15 protein-coding genes are annotated in these 18,637 nt (G+C 39.4%); 13 read left to right on the forward strand and 2 right to left on the reverse strand.

The features are described from left to right. Window position 1: 1 nt before the first annotated feature. The 8 genes from purE to MWU56_RS08395 all read left to right on the forward strand — a co-directional run bounded on the left by purE (window position 2) and on the right by MWU56_RS08395 (window position 7,139). On the forward strand, window positions 2-493 hold the full coding sequence (gene purE / locus MWU56_RS08360; RefSeq protein ID WP_247043613.1) for a 5-(carboxyamino)imidazole ribonucleotide mutase: 492 nt from the start codon (window positions 2-4) through the stop codon (window positions 491-493). Between the two features lie 18 nt (window positions 494-511). Further along, complete coding sequence (locus tag MWU56_RS08365; protein ID WP_247043614.1) at window positions 512-910, forward strand: hypothetical protein; 399 nt, start codon at window positions 512-514, stop codon at window positions 908-910. Window positions 911-914: 4 nt separating this feature from the next. After that, entirely contained in the window at window positions 915-1,310 is a 396-nt protein-coding gene (locus MWU56_RS08370; RefSeq protein ID WP_247043615.1) for a hypothetical protein, read from the forward strand. Then, a complete protein-coding gene (locus MWU56_RS08375) occupies window positions 1,307-3,328 on the forward strand; it encodes a M3 family metallopeptidase (RefSeq protein ID WP_247043617.1) in 2,022 nt (673 codons plus the stop codon). Before MWU56_RS08370 ends, MWU56_RS08375 begins: the two co-directional genes overlap by 4 nt. 155 nt (window positions 3,329-3,483) lie before the next feature. Further along, window positions 3,484-5,721, forward strand: coding sequence for a PAS domain-containing sensor histidine kinase (locus MWU56_RS08380; RefSeq protein WP_247043619.1), 2,238 nt, complete (start codon window positions 3,484-3,486; stop codon window positions 5,719-5,721). A 5-nt stretch (window positions 5,722-5,726) separates the two neighbouring features. Next, a complete protein-coding gene (locus MWU56_RS08385; RefSeq protein WP_262917788.1) occupies window positions 5,727-6,125 on the forward strand; it encodes a response regulator in 399 nt (132 codons plus the stop codon). 217 nt (window positions 6,126-6,342) lie between these two features. Continuing rightward, window positions 6,343-6,897 carry a sigma-70 family RNA polymerase sigma factor gene (locus MWU56_RS08390; RefSeq protein ID WP_247043621.1) on the forward strand — a complete coding sequence of 185 codons (555 nt, stop codon included), beginning with the start codon at window positions 6,343-6,345 and terminating at the stop codon, window positions 6,895-6,897. A gap of 2 nt (window positions 6,898-6,899) precedes the next feature. Next, window positions 6,900-7,139 carry a hypothetical protein gene (locus MWU56_RS08395; RefSeq protein ID WP_247043623.1) on the forward strand — a complete coding sequence of 80 codons (240 nt, stop codon included), beginning with the start codon at window positions 6,900-6,902 and terminating at the stop codon, window positions 7,137-7,139. Here MWU56_RS08395 and MWU56_RS08400 read toward each other — a convergent pair. Beyond that, a complete protein-coding gene (locus MWU56_RS08400; RefSeq protein ID WP_247043624.1) occupies window positions 7,130-7,948 on the reverse strand; it encodes a hypothetical protein in 819 nt (272 codons plus the stop codon). The two genes, MWU56_RS08395 and MWU56_RS08400, sit on opposite strands and share 10 nt — an antisense overlap. Window positions 7,949-8,080: 132 nt before the next feature. Between MWU56_RS08400 and gcvP the strand changes: the two genes are divergently transcribed. The 5 genes from gcvP to MWU56_RS08425 all read left to right on the forward strand — a co-directional run bounded on the left by gcvP (window position 8,081) and on the right by MWU56_RS08425 (window position 16,840). Next, window positions 8,081-10,933 (forward strand): aminomethyl-transferring glycine dehydrogenase, encoded by a 2,853-nt coding sequence (gcvP, locus tag MWU56_RS08405; RefSeq protein ID WP_247043625.1) that lies wholly within the window; start codon window positions 8,081-8,083, stop codon window positions 10,931-10,933. A 169-nt stretch (window positions 10,934-11,102) separates the two neighbouring features. Continuing rightward, a complete protein-coding gene (locus tag MWU56_RS08410) occupies window positions 11,103-12,158 on the forward strand; it encodes a 3-oxoacyl-ACP synthase III family protein (protein ID WP_247043626.1) in 1,056 nt (351 codons plus the stop codon). A 68-nt stretch (window positions 12,159-12,226) separates the two neighbouring features. Beyond that, window positions 12,227-12,754, forward strand: coding sequence for a class I SAM-dependent methyltransferase (locus tag MWU56_RS08415; RefSeq protein ID WP_247043627.1), 528 nt, complete (start codon window positions 12,227-12,229; stop codon window positions 12,752-12,754). A 37-nt stretch (window positions 12,755-12,791) separates the two neighbouring features. After that, complete coding sequence (locus MWU56_RS08420) at window positions 12,792-13,634, forward strand: glycosyltransferase family 2 protein (protein WP_247043628.1); 843 nt, start codon at window positions 12,792-12,794, stop codon at window positions 13,632-13,634. 281 nt (window positions 13,635-13,915) lie between these two features. Continuing rightward, the gene (locus MWU56_RS08425) at window positions 13,916-16,840 is read left to right on the forward strand and encodes a T9SS type A sorting domain-containing protein (protein ID WP_247043629.1); all 2,925 of its coding nucleotides are present in this window, start codon (window positions 13,916-13,918) and stop codon (window positions 16,838-16,840) included. 13 nt (window positions 16,841-16,853) lie between these two features. Here MWU56_RS08425 and pafA read toward each other — a convergent pair whose 3' ends face one another. After that, entirely contained in the window at window positions 16,854-18,545 is a 1,692-nt protein-coding gene (gene pafA, locus MWU56_RS08430) for an alkaline phosphatase PafA (RefSeq protein ID WP_247043630.1), read from the reverse strand. Window positions 18,546-18,637 lie beyond the last annotated feature (92 nt).

An 18,637-nucleotide genomic window follows, 5' to 3' on the forward strand; every position in this document is an offset into this window, starting at 1 on the left:
TATGAGCAAAGTAGCCGTGATTATGGGAAGTACAAGTGACCTCCCAGTAATGCAAGATGCCATTGATATATTAAAAGAATTAGGGGTTGATGTTGATGTTGATATAGTTTCCGCACACAGAACCCCCGAAAAATTGTTCAGTTTTAGCAAAAGTGCCCACACCAATGGTTATGCTGTAATAATTGCTGGAGCAGGCGGGGCAGCTCATTTGCCAGGAATGGTAGCATCATTATCTCCCCTTCCCGTTATCGGAGTTCCTGTAAAAAGCAGCAACTCCATTGATGGCTGGGATTCAGTTTTGTCCATTCTACAAATGCCTGGTGGGGTTCCCGTTGCCACGGTAGCCCTTAACGGTGCAAAAAATGCAGGAATACTCGCAGCTCAAATCATCGGAAGCTCCAATACTGAAATAATGAACAATATTATTTCTTACAAAGAAGGACTAAAAGACAAGGTTATCAAAGGTGCTGAAGAAGTAAAGAAATCTTTTTAAAGATAACTTAGGTTGACTATGAACTATAATCAAATTGGGATATTATTAAGCATCTGCGTCATTGCTTTTCTCGGAATTACATGGAAAAAAGCGAACAACCCATACATAAAAGGGCTATGGAAAAGTGCTCTGTTGGTTTTCACCTTATATGCCGCCCTGTTGATTTTTATTGAAATCCGTTGGCAATTTATATCAGAATACGCCAATGCATATGATTTGAATGGCAATGGTTTTGTGGACCTCAATGAATATTCAGATGAGGCAATCAAGGCCATGAACAAAAAAACCTATGGCTCAACCGTTCGTGGATATGCCCCACTGACCATGGCAGCATTTTCTTCGATAATTGGTTTTGCTTATTTAGTGAGCGATTGGTTTGTGACACGTTTAAAAGACAAAGAATCAAAAAATAAATGAAGTTTTGAGTCCAAATATCAGCGCTCTAATTCTTACCCTTGGATGTATAATTATAACCCTATGGGCAAGAAAAAGGATTCATCAATCCTATTCAAAAAGTATTTGGAGAACTACCCTTTTACTATTTTCATTTTATTTTTTGGTCTTGACCATTGTAGAAATTCGTTGGTATTATTTTCATGAATATGCCGCAAGTTTTGATCTTAACAACAATGGTTTTATCGATTGGAGAGAAACCAATTCAGAATCACAAAACGCAGTAAGAAAGATAATAGATGATGCCCCCAGAAATTTTGCATTTCTGACTGTTGGCGTATTTTCTTTCCTAGTATCATTATTATATTTACTTATTGATGTTGTAATTACTTTTTTAAAAATTAAAAGAACTTATAATACATGAATAATCCACTATTGGAACCTTTTGACGAGGCTCCATTTTCAAAAATAAAGAACGGACATTTCAAGCCTGCATTTCTTCAGGCTATCGCGGATGCCAAAAAGGAAATCGATGAAATCGCGAACAACCCAGCTCTCCCAACATTTCAGAATACGTTGGAGGCGTTGGATTTTTGCGGTCAGCAATTGGACCGTGTCTCCAGTGTGTTTTTCAATTTGAATTCTGCCGAAACCAATGAGGAGATTCAAAAAATAGCTCAAGAAATCTCCCCCCTATTGTCTGAATTCAGTAATGACATTACTTTAAACGAAGTACTTTTTGAGCGTATCAAAACTATTTATGGGCAACGGGATTCATTGGACCTCACCAAAGAACAGCAAACACTACTGGAGAAAAAATACAAGAACTTTAGTAGAAACGGAGCCAATCTTAATGAAGAGGACAAAAAACGTCTTCGTGAAATAGATGCCGAGCTTTCTAAATTGAAGTTGACATTTGGCGAAAATGTTTTGGCCGAGACCAATAAATTCGAAATGTTGCTGACGGATGAAAAAGATGTTGACGGTCTTCCCGAAGGTGCCAAGGAAGCGGCCGCACAACTCGCCGAATCCAAAGATAAAAAGGGATGGTTGATTACATTGGATTACCCGAGCTACATTCCTTTTATGAAATATGCCAAGAACAGAGTACTGCGCAAAGAACTTTCCTTGGCGTTTGGCAGTAAAGGTTTTCACAATGATGAACTGGACAACCAAGAAAACGTAAAGCAGATTGCGAAACTACGGTACGAACGTGCCAATCTTTTGGGATATAAAACCCATGCCCATTTTGTGCTCGAAGAACGCATGGCCCAGACTCCCGAAAAGGTATTGGACTTTTTGAACGAACTTTTGGAAAAAGCCAAACCTGCTGCGGAAAGAGAGTTCGCAGAACTGGAAGCGTTTGCCAAAGAACTGGACCACATAGATCGGCTGGAAAAATGGGACAGCGCATACTACTCTGAAAAATTGAAACAAAAGCTTTTCAATTTGGACGATGAAAAACTGAAACCCTACTTTAAACTCGAAAATGTGATCAACGGGGTGTTCAAGGTAGCAGAAAAATTGTTCGGACTTACTTTTAAAGAGGTTGACCATGTGGACAAATACCATGAAGAGGTAAAAACTTTTGAAGTTTATGAAAACGACAATTTCATCTCACTGTTTTATGCCGACTTTCATCCCAGACCCGGAAAACGCGGTGGTGCCTGGATGACATCCTACAAACCACAATATACCTTAGACGGAAAAAACAGTAGACCACACATTTCCAATGTGTGCAATTTTACAAAACCAACGAGTTCAAAGCCCTCTCTACTTACTTTTAACGAGGTGACTACCCTTTTCCATGAATTTGGACATGGTTTGCACGGCATGCTGGCCAACACTACATATCCTAGTTTATCCGGCACCTCCGTATATTGGGATTTTGTGGAATTGCCCAGTCAGGTAATGGAGAATTGGTGTTATGAAAAAGAAGCATTGGAACTCTTTGCACATCACTATGAAACCGGTGAACTGATCCCTATGGAACTGGTGGAAAAAATTAAAGAATCGGCAACTTTCCAAGAAGGTTTGGCAACGGTACGTCAATTAAGTTTTGGATTGTTGGATATGGCTTGGCACGGAAAAGACCCATCAAACATAAAAGATGTAAAAGTTTATGAAACACAAGCCTTTGAAAGCACCAAACTGTTCCCAGAGACAGCAGAAACCTGCATGAGCACTTCTTTCTCCCATATTTTTCAAGGCGGGTATTCTTCCGGTTACTACAGCTATAAATGGGCCGAAGTTTTGGACGCAGACGCCTTTGCATATTTCAAAGAAAATGGAATTTTCAGTAAAATGGTGGCAAATAAGTTCAAGGAACATGTACTATCCAAAGGAGGTACGGAAAACCCTATGGATCTGTACAAACAATTTAGAGGTGCCGAACCCAAAATTGATGCCTTATTGAAAAGAGCAGGATTGCTAAAAAGCTAACCCAATTCTACAAACAATTTGACAATTATCATGTAAAAGGTATTGCAAATTTTATAACTTGTTGATTTTTAATCAATGAAGATTTATCCAATAATTTCAACACGGTTTATGTTTAAATTGCAAACTTCCTTTTATTGCAAAATCCTATAGCTAGTATGAAGAATTTAGATCAGAACGGAACTAGGGAATTGTTTGAAAATACAGCTAAAATTGCACGAATCGGATTATATGAACTAGATGCAATCTCCCATGAAATTTACTGGAGCGAGATTACCAAAGAAATTACGGAAGTTTCAGAGGAGTTTGTTCCAAAACTTGATAATATTGAGTTTTTTTTTAAGGAAGGTCAATGCAGAGAGAATGCCAAGAAGGCATTGCATGAAGCTCTAACTAAAGCCAAACCATTTGATTTGGACATGGAGATGATCACGGCAAATGGTAATCAACGCTTTGTCCGAAACATAGGACATCCTAAATTTGAAAACGGTAGTTGTGTAACGATTTTTGGTATACTTCAAGATATTACCGAACGTAAAAAAACTCGATTTGAACTTGCCAGAAAGAATCAATTACTAAGTTTTGCCGAAAAAATATCCAAAATAGGCCATTGGAAATGGAATGCCAATACTGGGGAAGTAATATGGTCTGATAGCCTTTATGAAATCTATGGCCATCCAAAAAAAGAGACCGTGTCCTATGAAACATATTTGAACTACATACACAAAGATGATAGGCTTTTTGTAGAAAAAAAAATACACAAGGCAATTGAAACTGAAATATATGAAGATCTTATCTATCGCATTCAATTAAATGATCAATCCATAAAAACCATTAAATCTACTGGTGTTGTAAAAAAAACCAGCGAAAAAGCATTGGAAATACTGGGCACTTGTCAGGATATTTCTGAACAGATCACTAGAGAACAAGAACTAGTGAAAAAAAACCAACAGTTGACATTCGCGGAGGAATTGGCAAAAATAGGCTACTGGGAATGGGATGTGGTGAACGACCATCTTTCGTGGTCCGATAACATGTACCGAATCTTTAATATGGAAATAGGAACTCCGCTTGGTTTCGAGAATGTAGTAGCTGCCCTACATCCCGATGACAGGGATATGTTCCGCGCCCATGCAGAGGAATTTATTGCTGAAAAAAAATTCAGAAAGTTCATGCATCGGGTTGTTTATAAAGATGGTACGGTGCGAACAGTTGAGCTTTACGGGGAAGTCATTACTAACAATGCAGGGAACGTGGTAAAAATAGTGGGAACAACCCAGGACATAACAGAACAGCGAATGTCCGAAATCAAGTTTAGGGGGCTTTTAAATTCCGCACCGGACACCATGGTAATCATTGATCAAGAAGGGTCTATCCAGTTGATTAATGAACAAGCGGAAAAAATGTTCGGTTATAAATCTGCAGAACTTATAAACCAACATGTATCCTCTCTCGTTCCAAATCGACTCTGGGACACTATGGAATACTATGCTATCGAATTTTTTAAAGACCCGAAACATACTGGACTTCCAACTAATCTCGATTTTTTCGTGCACAACAAAACGGGTTTTCAAATACCCGTTCAAATCACCCTTAGTCCTCTTGAAACGTCCGAACGACTCCTTGTTTCCATTGCAATCAGAGATATCACGGAACAAAAACAATCGGCCCATCGCATTTTGGAAACCAACAAAAGCCTTAAGGAGTCGGCAAGACTGCTCAAGGCCCAAAACAAACAACTGGAAGAATTCAATCATATTACGTCACATAACCTGAGATCTCCCGTAAGTAACTTGAATGCTTTACTAACAATTTATAAAACAGAAGAGGATCCTAACATAAAAGAATCTCTCATTGAAAAAATAGAGTCCGTCACCAACCATTTAACATGGACATTGGACACCTTGGTGGAATCTTTGGTAATCAAAAACAAAACACCGCTATCCCTAGAAGAAACCTTTTTTGAAGGCACTTTACAAAGAACAAAGGAAATGCTTGCTGCTGAAATATTGAAAACCAAAGCAATTATAAAATATGACTTCACCGAATCACCTAAAGTAATGTACAATAAGATTTATTTGGAGAGTATTTTTCTTAATCTAATCAGCAATTCCCTTAAATATAAAGCTGAAGACAGAATACCGGAGATTTTGATTAAATCTAAGGACATCGAAGGCAAAACACAACTTGAATTCAAGGATAATGGACTAGGAATAGATCTAAAGAAAAACGGACATAAACTTTTTGGATTCAGTAAAGTTTTCCATAGAAATAAGGACGCCAAAGGAGTTGGACTGTTTTTAACAAAAGCGCAAATAGATGCCATGGGTGGAAAAATTTGGGCAGAAAGCGAACCTGGAGTAGGCACTTCTTTTTTTATAAATCTAAATCAATAATGATTATGGAACCTATCAATGTCTTTATTATTGATGATGATGATATTTATCAATTCACTATGGGGGTAACCCTGAAAAATGTTCCGGAAATAGGGTCTACAAGTACTTTTAGTGATGGAGCCGAAGCACTAGAACATATTATAGCTAATCAAAATACACCGGATGCACTCCCAGATATTATCTTCTTAGATATTAATATGCCGGTAATGGATGGTTTTCAGTTTATGGAAGAATTTGTTGACTTGCTTCCTAAACTAAAAAAAACAATAAAAGTATATCTGGTTTCCTCTTCCATAGACCCGAAGGACATCAAAAAAGCAAAAAGAATTAATGCTATATCTGATTATCTGGTAAAGCCCTTAAAAGCGAATGATATTAAAGAAATCTTATCGCAACTTACATAGCACCCCGTATTCATTAAAGTACACAACGTATACATCAACAGAGAGCATAAAAGGCAAAAAGCTAACAATTGAGGGTTCTATTTTAAAATTTCCCAATTCAAAAATCTGTGTTAAACTCCAGTTCCTTTGTCAGTACTGAATCCATAATACGTCGAAGTCGTTTCAGACCATCGATTTATATGTCCAAAACCATTACTTTTGGAAACACGATAGAAATATGGGCAAACATAAACTACAACCAGACAATTGGGTAAGCCATTATGCGGATTACTTGTTCAACTATGCAGTTTCTCGTGTAAGCGACGCCGAAATAGCAAAGGACTTGGTCCAGGAAACTTTTTTCGCAGGTCTTAACTCAGCTAAGAACTACAAAGGTGATGCAGCCGAGCGCACTTGGTTAATATCCATCTTAAAAAGAAAAGTAGTTGATCATTATAGAAAAATAAACTCTAAAAAGGGCAAAGCAGAAGTTCGGATGAACTACAAGTCCGACCCTGATTCCGAAGGAGATTGGCTAGAAGAGCAAGTGGCCGACCCTTTTAGCAAAGACGGGGACTATGTTCTTGAAAATGAAGAATTGGGATTGGCCATTCAAGACTGTATTACCAAACTACCACAAAAACAGGCCTTGGTTTTTAAACTGAAAACAATTCAAGGTATGAGCACCGAAGATGTTTGTAATGAACTGAGCATAAATCCGTCCAACCTATGGGTAATGATTCATAGGGCCAGAGTGACACTTATGGGTTGTTTAAATGATAATTGGTTTTAGATATGAAGATTTCATGTAAAGAAGCAGCGAATATTTGTGACAAATCCCAGTACAAGGAAGCAGGTTTTTGGGATATTGTAAAACTACGTGTTCACATATTATTTTGTAAGGTATGTAAAGGTTATTCCAAAACGAATACCGAACTCACCTCTTTATGCGATCGTGCAGGGCTGACCATGCTTTCCGAGGATGACAAGAAAAAAATGGAAAGAGACCTTAAAGACAAAGAGCTTCAAAAATAACGTTCGGCCCACCAGAACATACAAAACCAGAAAATCGGAATTGCCTCAACCCAGAAGACTACAAAATACTTTGAATGCGTGCGCTTGCCACCTATAAGTACCAAGATGAGCACTATTGCCAACACCAATCGAAACACAATCTCAATTGAATAAAGCTGATCTTTTAAAAAAGTTAGTAAAAAGAAACCTAGGGTAAGTCCTACTCCCAATCGTCTTGTGTTTTTAACGCCCAGTATTTGCGGTAAGGTTCTCAATGATTTATCATCCCATTGCATGTCCCTTATTTCAAAAGGCAAGATTAGCACCAAGACCAATAACATTCTTTGAATAAATGTTACGAAAAAATCCCAATCCAAAGACATTTTTGCGTCAAGAACCGGCAACAAAACTGTAAAACCTGCCCACACAAAGGCAACTATATAAATCTTTAGTCCTGCCAAGCTTCTTAGGTTTTTGGCTCTCGGCATCAATGGTATTGCATAAAGTGCCGTAAGCAACCCAAGTACAATGGTTGCCACCAAAATATTTCTATCTAATTGTAGTAAAAAATAAATAGCGCAAACAAAGGAAGCAAAACTAAAAGCTTGAATGATTTTGTGATAAGAATTTGAAACAATCAGATATTTATAAGCTTCCACGCCATACTTGATAAAATTGTAGCAAACAATTACACTAAAAAAAATAAATCCCAAAAGATTGATGTCCGACGAACTTCCCAATAGATGAAAAGTGACCCCGGCCATGGAAATTACCGATACAGCCACATGTATACTGGCGTCCAGATAAAAATTTAAAATTTTTTTTAACATTGCCATCAAGCTGAAACCTTATCATGTTTTTTAAAGGTTAACCAGTGGTTAACAACTTTGCTCTCGAGACTATCAAAATTGACCATTTTCATCGAATAAATCCCTAATTTTGTTCACTTTATTGGATAGGACATGAACACAGAAGTTTTTGCTGCCAGACACATAGGCATTACAGAGAGAGACTTGCCCCGCATGCTCGAAACCATTGGGGTAAAAAGTATGGAACAGCTCATTTATGAGACAATTCCAGATGACATTAAATTAGGAACACCTTTAGATCTTCCTAAAGGAATCAGTGAGCACCAGTTCTTAAGCCACTTGAGCGAACTGGCCAAGAAAAATAAAGTTTTCAAAAGCTATATTGGTCTAGGCTACCATGAGTCGCTGACACCTTCCGTTATAAAACGAAACATCTTGGAAAACCCAGGATGGTACACGGCCTACACACCATACCAAGCTGAGATTGCCCAAGGTAGACTAGAAGCTCTCTTAAACTTCCAGACCGTGATCAGTGATCTTACTGGAATGGAGATTGCCAACGCATCACTTTTGGACGAAAGCACAGCTGCCGCGGAAGCCATGAGCATGCTGTTTGAACTTCGTAGCCGCCAACAAAAAAAGGATGGCACTGTAAAATTCTTTGTTTCCGAAGAAATACTCCCCCAAACCATGAGTTTGCTCCAAACACGAGCTTTACCTTTAGGTATAGCGTTAGTGGTGGGTAATCACGAAACCTTCGATTTTTCCGAAGGTTATTATGGCGCGTTGTTGCAATACCCTGGTAAACATGGGCAAGTAAACGACTATGCCTCCTTTGTTGAAAAAGCCAAGGAAAACGATATTAAAGTTGCCGTTGCTGCAGATATTTTGAGTTTAGCGATGCTCACCCCTCCAGGAGAATGGGGTGTGGATGCAGTGGTTGGAACCACACAACGATTTGGGATTCCACTGGGTTATGGTGGGCCACATGCTGCATTTTTCGCAACCAAAGAAGCCTATAAAAGAAACATTCCCGGAAGAATAATCGGAATTACAAAAGACACCGATGGCAACCCCGCTCTGCGTATGGCTCTACAGACTAGGGAACAGCACATTAAAAGGGACAAGGCAACTTCCAACATCTGTACCGCTCAGGTGCTTTTGGCCGTCATGGCTGGAATGTACGCAGTATATCACGGACCAGAAGGTTTGAAATTCATCGCCGGAAAAGTTCATGATAATACTAAAAAATTAGCCAAAACCTTAGAAGCTTACGGATTTGAACAACTGAACAGCGCTTATTTTGACACTATTCAGATAAAAGCCAAAGATTTAGAGCGACTAAAAGAGGCAACAGAGAACAAGGGCATCAACTTATATTATGTCGATGATTCAACGGTTTCCATCTCCTTGAACGAAGCCGTTTCCGAAGATGACTTAAATACTTTGGTTTCATGCTTTTTGGAGTCACAAGACCTAAAAGAAAAATCTTTGGAAGAAATAGATTTAGGTGAAGCCATTCCATCAAATCTACAAAGACGAACTCCTTTTATGGAGCACCAAGTATTCAATTCCTATCACTCTGAAACAGAATTGATGCGTTATATTAAAAAATTGGAGCGCAAAGATTTAGCATTGAACCACTCCATGATCTCTTTAGGCAGCTGTACCATGAAATTGAATGCAGCTTCGGAAATGCTGCCATTAAGTTGGCCAGAATGGGGCAACCTGCATCCATTTGCACCAATAAATCAGGCCGAAGGATACCAGGAAATGTTAAAATCTCTGGAAGAACAGTTAAATGTAATTACAGGATTTTCAGCAACATCACTGCAGCCAAATTCAGGAGCTCAAGGAGAATATGCCGGATTAATGGTTATCCGAGCTTATCACGAATCGAGAGGCGAAAGTCACCGAAACATATGCCTCATTCCTGCATCGGCACATGGAACAAACCCGGCGTCGGCAGTAATGGCAGGCATGAAAGTAGTGGTCACCAAAACTGATGACAAAGGAAACATCGATATGGACGATTTGGTGGAAAAGGCGGAACAGCATGCGGAAAACTTAGCCGCATTAATGGTCACCTATCCTTCAACCCATGGCGTTTTTGAGTCATCCATAAAACAAATCACAAAACTAATTCACGATAATGGTGGACAGGTTTACATGGATGGCGCCAATATGAACGCACAGGTAGGATTAACCAATCCCGCTACTATCGGGGCTGACGTATGCCATCTCAACCTACACAAAACATTCGCAATCCCTCATGGAGGCGGAGGCCCTGGAGTGGGACCAATTTGTGTTGCAGAACAATTAAAACCTTTTTTGCCTTCTAATCCTGTAATTACCACTGGTGGAAATAAAGCTATTACAGCGATTTCTGGTGCACCATGGGGTAGTTCGTTGGTGTGCTTAATTTCTTATGGCTATATAAAAATGTTAGGTGCCGAAGGACTTACGAAAGCTACGGAAGCTGCAATTTTAAATGCCAACTACATTAAAGACCGTTTAAAAGGTAAATTTGATGTGCTTTACTCCGGAGAACGTGGACGTGCGGCACACGAAATGATTATTGACTGCAGGCCTTTTAAATCGAATGGGGTTGAGGTTACCGATATTGCCAAGCGCCTTATAGATTATGGATTCCACGCACCTACTGTATCATTTCCAGTTGCTGGAACGTTGATGATCGAGCCAACGGAAAGTGAAAGCCTGGCTGAACTTAACAGGTTCTGTGATGCCTTGTTATCCATTAGAGCTGAAATAGATGAAGTTGCCTCCAGCGATATGGATAATGTACTCAAAAATGCACCGCACACCTTAGAAATGCTTACAAGTGACACTTGGAGCTATCCATACAGTAGGGAAAAAGCTGCTTTTCCATTGCCATACGTGGCCGAGAACAAGTTTTGGCCAAGTATTCGTAGAACAGACGAAGCATTTGGGGATCGTAATTTAATGTGTGCTTGCGCCCCTATTGAAGATTATATAGAAGCGTAAAAACCATTATGAATACTATTAAAAGGCCTTGAAACTTAAGTTTAATCAAGGCTTTTTTCGTATAATAAAGCAATTATGCAATCATTTGGACATTGTAAGATTTATTATGCATGCATAGCATTGTTAATTGCATGTTTTAAATTGGTGTAATTAAAAACCTCCACACAAAATGAAAATTGGCATTACAGGCACAGGAAGTCATATTCCATCCATAGTTACCAAAAACGAAGATTTTTTGAATCATAAGTTTATGGAAACCGATGGAACTCCTTTCGAACAAAAAAACAATATAATCATTGAAAAATTCGAAGCCATAACCGGAATAGCCAACCGCAGGTACGCAAAACCAGATTTAAAAACATCGGATTTGGGTTTTTTAGCAGCTGAAGAGGCCATTGCAAATGCTGGAATCGATAAGGAAGAACTGGATTACATCATCTTTGCCCATAATTTCGGGGACCTTACCCCTGGTAAAATCCAAGGAGATACATTACCAAGCCTTGCTACCAGAGTTAAACATTTGTTACGTATCAAAAATCCAAAATGTGTAGCCTATGATCTTATTTTTGGCTGCCCTGGTTGGATTGAGGGCATGATTCAAGCTACTGCATTCATTAAAAGTGGTATGGCAAAAAAATGTTTGGTCATCGGAGGGGAAACACTTTCCAGAGTAGTAGACCAACACGACAGGGACAGTATGATTTTTTCTGATGGAGCAGGAGCCACTATACTAGAAGCAGATACATCCAGTGGGGAAATTTTATCCCACGCATCCCTTACCTATGCAAATGAAGAGGCATATTACCTATATTTTGATAAGTCCAATAGCCCTACCAGCAATGACACACGCTATATTAAAATGCAAGGGAGAAAAATATATGAATTTGCTTGCATTAATGTACCCAAAGCCATGGCCAGTTGTTTGGATGAGAGTGGGGTAAGTATAGATGAAGTCAAGAAAATTTTTATCCATCAGGCCAACGAAAAAATGGATGATGCCATCATCAAAAGGTTTTATAAAATATATGGCAAAACGATGCCTAAGGATATAATGCCAATGAGCATTCAAGACCTAGGCAACAGTTCCGTAGCAACAGTTCCCACACTTTACGACATGGTAATTAAAGGAAATCTTGCTAATCATGAAGTAAACAAAGGAGATGTTGTTATGTTCGCCAGTGTTGGCGCTGGAATGAACATTAATGCCATGGTATATCGCTATTGAACACCCTATAAATAAATAACATGAAAACTTCGTTGGGATTTGTAATAAGTTTTTAGGAATTTTAGCCCATGTACGAAAACAACTTTCCCAACAAACGCTATAGACATACCTTGGCGTTCCTTCAGAAACATATAAATACATCAGAATCCATCTTAGATTTAGGTGTACAAAATCCATTTTCTGAAATATTAAAGTCCAACGAATATACGGTAGCAAATACTGATGGCGAAGATTTAGATATTGATTTTCAAAAGGCTGCTCAATCAGATGCAGATGTAGTAACTGCATTTGAAATATTTGAACATTTGGTTGCACCTTTTAATGTGTTGAAAGAAATTAAGTCCAAAAAATTAGTGGCAAGCATACCTTTGCGGTTATGGTTTGCCCCCGCTTATCGCAGCAAGACCGACCCTTGGGACCGACATTATCACGAGTTCGAAGATTGGCAATTTGATTGGCTTTTGGAGAAAGCAGGCTGGACCATTGTAGACTCGGCCAAATGGACAAATCCTACCAAAAAAATTGGTGTTCGGCCTATACTCAGATATTTTACAAATCGGTATTATATTGTTTACGCCGAAAGGACCCAACATTAATTTGGGAGAAGAATTTCGATTTTTGAAATATTAGCATATGCAAATAAGTATCGTTGTTCCTGCTCACAATGAAGCAGCTTTTTTAAAAGATTGCTTGGATTCTTTTGTGACACAAACCTATTTACCGAATGAGGTAATTGTGGTCGATGACAACTCTTCTGATGATACTTTTAGAATTGCACAAAGCTACGCTCAAAAGTATGATTGGATAAGAGTCCTAAAACGCAATTCAGTTGATGAGCATATCCCCGGAAAAAAAGTGGTGGATACTTTTAATTTCGGCCTGGAGCATACTTCCGAATACGACCTCATCGGCAAGTTCGATGCCGATATCATATTGCCACATAATTATTTTGAACTTATCATAAATCAATTTCAGGCCAATTGGAAACTCGGTATGTGCTCAGGGTTGCTTTATATAAAAAAAGGGAACGATTGGGTATATGAAAGCATTGCAGACAAATCCCATATCCGAGGACCTGTAAAATTATACCACAAAGCCTGCTTTAATAAAATTGAGGGCTTGCGTCCTGGTGTAGGCTGGGATACCGTAGACACCCTTTTGGCCAAATACCATGATTTTGAAACGCTCACGCTTCCCCAACTTCACGTAAAGCATCTTCGCCCTACCGGTCATGGATACAGTTATAAAAATTATCAAACTAAAGGTGAGGCGCTTTACAGAATGCGCTATGGCATTGTACTCACAAAAATAGCTGCTCTAAAAATGGCATGGCAAGCAAAAAGTTTGAGGTTATACTTTCAAGCAATATCTGGTTACCTTAAAGCCTTTATTGACAAAAAACCTAAATATGTTTCCAAGCAAGAAGGGAGATTTATAAGAAATTACCGCTGGAAAGGGATTTGGTCAAAAATTTAGATATTTCATTCAAAATATTGATTTGTAAGTTTTTAACACGCTATTATTTATCAATAAAAAGGAATAAACTTACAGTGAATACACAGTAAAACTACACCTGCACAACCAATTGGTTTTTCGTCAATTGAAACAGGGCATCCATCAATTTCCCCCTGTTCTATACTTACCTATCGATACCTTTAATAAAAAATAAGCACTAGCATAGCCACATAACTATATGTAAACAAATCCCCTAGATGTAAATCTCAACATCGACAAGGATTTATAACACAAGTACGAATATGAAACCTTGTGCCAATATCCACTTTACCCTGTTTTGCTTTGTTATTTCCTTGCTATGGGGAAGTTTGCTAATGGCTCAAATACCGGGGCAAAGCTATTATGACGACACGGAGTATATTGAATATATTGCCGGAAACTATCCATTGATTATATCGGTACCGCATGGTGGATACGAAGTGCCAGATGATATTACAGACAGGGACTGTGATGGTTGCTCTTACAAGCGAGACTCATTTACCCAAGAAATTGGAAGAAGTGTTACACAATATTTTTTTGAGCTAACAGGACACTACCCCCATGTCATCATCAATCTTCTGGACAGAAGTAAGTTGGACGCCAACCGTTCCATCGAAGATGGTGCCGATGGCGACCCTATTGGCGAAGAAGCTTGGACAAACTATCAGAATTTTATAGAAGATGCAAAAACAAAGATTGTTCAAAATTTTGGGAGAGGACTTCTCATGGACCTTCATGGGCACGGCCATGCTATCAAACGTATAGAACTAGGTTATATTCTCACACACAATGACCTTAACACAACAGATGAAGAACTGAACAAACAGTTCCACATCAATAGAAATAGCACTAAAAACTTGGTCAACGATAATGTTTTGAATCTTACCCATTCAGAACTGGTAAGAGGTCCTTTCAGCTTTGGCGCACTCATCCACGATAAAGGTTATCCGGCAGTACCTAGCCCAGCAGATCCTTATCCAGACTTTAACGACCCTTATTATAACGGCGGATACAATGTATATTATCATGGAGCGCATTTCAATAATAACTTTGATGCATTTCAAATCGAATGCGACCAAAACATTCGAATAAATGGCGGGGAAGTGGTTAGAGAACAATTTGCCGAGTCATGTGCCATATCTCTTAATCAATTCTTAAGCCTTCATTATGGCATAGGCATCACCGATTTTGATGAAGATGGAACGATGTCCGATATCGATTGTGATGATTTTAATGCTGACGTTAATCCAAATGCAGACGAGGTTCCATACAACGGAATAGACGATGACTGCAACCCTGCAACTCTGGATGATGACCTTGACCAAGATGGATTCAACCAAGCCAATGATTGTGATGACTCCGACCCGGATATAAACCCCGATGCGGAGGAAATTCCATACAACGGCATCGATGATGACTGCGATGCTGAAACTCCAGATGATGATTTGGACGGGGACGGATTCAACCAAGCCAATGATTGCGATGACACCGACCCAAATATCAACCTCGGTGCAGAGGAGATACCCTACAACGGTATCGATGATGATTGCGATCCTGCAACTGTGGACGATGACCTAGACCAAGATGGATACAACAATGCGGATGATTGCGATGACTCCGACCCAAATATCAACCCAGGTGCGGAGGAGATTCCCTACAATGGCATCGATGATGACTGCGCCCCTGTAACTCTAGACAATGACCTAGACCAAGATGGATTCAACAATGCCAATGATTGTGATGATTCCAATGCCAACATCAACCCCGATGCAGACGAGATTCCCTACAATGGCATTGATGATGACTGCAACCCTATAACTCTGGACGATGACCTTGACCAAGATGGATTCAATCAAGCCAATGATTGTGATGACACCGACCCGGATATAAACCCCGATGCGGAGGAGATTCCCTATAACGGTATTGACGATGATTGCGATTCAAATACTCTGGATGATGACCTTGACCAAGATGGGTTCAACCAAGCCAATGATTGTGATGACTCCGACCCAAATATCAACCCAAATCAGGAAGAGATTCCATACAACGGTATCGATGATGATTGCGATCCTGCAACTTTGGACGATGACCTAGACCAAGATGGATACAACAATGCCAATGATTGCGATGACTCCGACCCAAACATCAACCCCGATGTGGAGGAGATTCCATACAACGGAATAGACGATGACTGCAACCCTGTAACTCTGAACGATGACCTTGACCAAGATGGGTTCAACCAAGCCAATGACTGTGATGACTCAAATCCCAATATTAACCCCGATGTGGAGGAGGTTCCATACAACGGCATTGATGATGATTGCGATCCTGCAACTTTGGACGATGACCTAGACCAAGATGGATACAACAATGCCAATGATTGTGATGACTCAAATCCCAATATTAACCCCGATGTGGAGGAGGTTCCATACAACGGCATTGATGATGACTGCAACCCTGTAACTCTGGACGATGACCTTGACCAAGATGGGTTCAACCAAGCCAATGATTGTGATGATACCAATGCCAACATCAATCCCGATGCACAGGAAATTCCCTACAACGGCATAGACGACGACTGCGACCCCAACACGCTGGACGATGACCTTGACCAAGACGGGTTCAACAATGCAAATGATTGCGATGATTCCGACCCGGATATAAATCCCGATGCGAATGAGATTCCCTACAACGGCATTGACGACGACTGCAACCCTGTAACTCTGGACGATGACCTTGACCAAGATGGATTCAACAATGCCAATGATTGCGATGACTCTGACCCAGATATAAATCCCGATGCGGAAGAAACCTTAGATAATCAGATAGATGAAAATTGTGATGGAAACATAGAAATTACATCCCCATCAGAACCAAATACCAATCCTGAGCCTGAGCCTGAGCCTGAGCCTGAGCCTGAGCCTGAGCCTGAGCCTGAGCCTGAGCTAAAAAACAAAAGTGACTTTATTATTTATCCTAATCCTGCCAGTCAAAACTTGTACATCGAAAAAGACGACAACAATGACTTCAAAATTGAAATCTTTGATGCAAACAAAAGACTCGTGTACAGCGAACAAAATCGGTCTACTTTGCAGGTATCACACTTATCCAACGGAATCTACTTTTTAATATACCACGATTTGGATACTGGAAATAGGATTGTCAAGAAACTGATTATAAATAAATAGATGCGCTATTCTATTAATCTACAGTAATTGATTTAAACTCCAAAACTTCTCCTATCGGCTCCCCAGTTGTTCCATTAGGAAAAGCAATACCCAACAACGAAGCTATGGTGGGAGCAATATCAGGGATTTCTGTTCTGTTCACAGTGCTTCCTTGCTTAATTCCCTTTCCAAAAAGTAATAAAGGTACATGCGTATCGTAAATTTGAGCAGAACCATGTGTAGAACCCGTTCTGCTATAAGAAATATAGCCAGTATTCGGCACTAAAAGAACATCTCCCGAACGCTTGGGGTTATAACCATTCTGTAAAATGTACGGGATTCCTTCAGTATATTCGTTTTCCCACATTTGATACCCAGTATAAACCCTACCAATGCCTTCATAAGATAATAGTTCCATAGCCATGTCTTTTTGAGCTTCTTTAATGTCGATATCTAAATTGGTCAAGATTTTATGGTCTAGAAACAATTGATAATTGCTCAAATCTTTAACCACATCCGTGGTGCCATATTTGTACTGTAGGAACTCATCAAACTTTGCTTCCATGTCTTTTATATCCAAATAACCAGCAGGAATCTTAGAGTCCATCAAGTACGAGGGAACATTAACGGCAGCATGGTCGGCTGTTAAGAAAACCGTGTATTCTCCTTTACCAACTTTTTCATCCAAAGCGGTGAAAATTCGTGCTAAATCTTGATCTAAACGAATATAGGTATCTTCCACCTCTTTGGAATTTACCCCAAAAAAATGGCCTACATAATCCGTACTGGAAAAACTGATGGCCAAGAAATCCGTAATGGTATCCGCACCCAAATCTTCACCTTCCAAAGCTGCCAAAGCAAAATCAGTGGTAATACTGTTTCCGTATGGCGTAGCTTTCAGAATATCAAATCCCATATTTTCTTCCCATATTGCTGGAAGATCGTGTGGAAACGCATTGTTTTCTGCGCCTTTTAGAATTCCTTCATAATTATTGATATCCAATCCACTTTCTACGTAAGTTTCAATAGGCTTGAGGGTATTCCAGGTTTTTTTATAGGATTCAACTACATTTGATGCATTAAAATCCGTTACCCATTGTGGCAATTTGTTCATATAGTAGGAACTGGTAATCCAGTTACCCATCTCACCACCTTCAAACCAATAAGCTGCATTGGCAGCGTGACCCGCGGGTAGAACAGCACCTCTATCCTTTAAAGCAACACCGATTACTTTTCCTCGTTTTTGCGTATGCAAACGTAATTGATCGGTGATTGTAGTTGTCAACATTCTATTCGGAGACATTTGCCCAGCATCTGAGGTGGTTCCTATAGATGTAAAATTATCATCGCCTGCACAATACACATCTTTTCCCAATGCTTTATCATACCAATTGTTGCCAATAATACCATGCGTTGCGGGGGTAGTGCCTGTGTAAACAGAAGCGTGACCTGGCCCCGTACTGGTTGGAGCATAGTTATAGTGATTATTTTTACAATTAAACCCTTCGTTTACCATTCGCTTAAAGCCTCCTTCTCCATACTGGTTCCAAAAACGAGTAAGATAATCATACCGCATTTGGTCTACCACAATACCCACGACCAACTTCGGTGTTTGGGAGATGGTCTCTTTTTGTATTTGTACAGGATTCTTTTTTTTGCGTTGGCCGTATGAAATACTAAGTACACATAAGGCTAAAATTGAAACTACAAGGTTGGTTGTTTTCATGGTGTTTTTTTAATCAAAAAAGCAAAATTATTGATTTATCCTGTATAATAAGTTTAACTGAAGGTTAAATGCTGTACAATATTCTTATTTTT

The sequence above is a fragment of the Allomuricauda sp. F6463D genome (assembly GCF_023015965.1).
Classification (GTDB): Bacteria; Bacteroidota; Bacteroidia; order Flavobacteriales; family Flavobacteriaceae; genus Flagellimonas.

Bases quoted from the DNA above. Each gene is read 5' to 3' on its own strand.
- MWU56_RS08420 (WP_247043628.1), top strand. From the start codon at position 12,792: ATGCAAATAAGTATCGTTGTTCCTGCTCACAATGAAGCAGCTTTTTTA.
- purE (WP_247043613.1), top strand. From the start codon at position 2: ATGAGCAAAGTAGCCGTGATTATGGGAAGTACAAGTGACCTCCCAGTA.
- MWU56_RS08400 (WP_247043624.1), bottom strand. From the start codon at position 7,948: ATGTTAAAAAAAATTTTAAATTTTTATCTGGACGCCAGTATACATGTG.
- MWU56_RS08380 (WP_247043619.1), top strand. From the start codon at position 3,484: ATGAAGAATTTAGATCAGAACGGAACTAGGGAATTGTTTGAAAATACA.
- pafA (WP_247043630.1), bottom strand. From the start codon at position 18,545: ATGAAAACAACCAACCTTGTAGTTTCAATTTTAGCCTTATGTGTACTT.
- MWU56_RS08410 (WP_247043626.1), top strand. From the start codon at position 11,103: ATGAAAATTGGCATTACAGGCACAGGAAGTCATATTCCATCCATAGTT.
- MWU56_RS08365 (WP_247043614.1), top strand. From the start codon at position 512: ATGAACTATAATCAAATTGGGATATTATTAAGCATCTGCGTCATTGCT.
- MWU56_RS08390 (WP_247043621.1), top strand. From the start codon at position 6,343: ATGGGCAAACATAAACTACAACCAGACAATTGGGTAAGCCATTATGCG.
- MWU56_RS08415 (WP_247043627.1), top strand. From the start codon at position 12,227: ATGTACGAAAACAACTTTCCCAACAAACGCTATAGACATACCTTGGCG.
- MWU56_RS08425 (WP_247043629.1), top strand. From the start codon at position 13,916: ATGAAACCTTGTGCCAATATCCACTTTACCCTGTTTTGCTTTGTTATT.
- gcvP (WP_247043625.1), top strand. From the start codon at position 8,081: ATGAACACAGAAGTTTTTGCTGCCAGACACATAGGCATTACAGAGAGA.
- MWU56_RS08395 (WP_247043623.1), top strand. From the start codon at position 6,900: ATGAAGATTTCATGTAAAGAAGCAGCGAATATTTGTGACAAATCCCAG.
- MWU56_RS08375 (WP_247043617.1), top strand. From the start codon at position 1,307: ATGAATAATCCACTATTGGAACCTTTTGACGAGGCTCCATTTTCAAAA.
- MWU56_RS08385 (WP_262917788.1), top strand. From the start codon at position 5,727: ATGGAACCTATCAATGTCTTTATTATTGATGATGATGATATTTATCAA.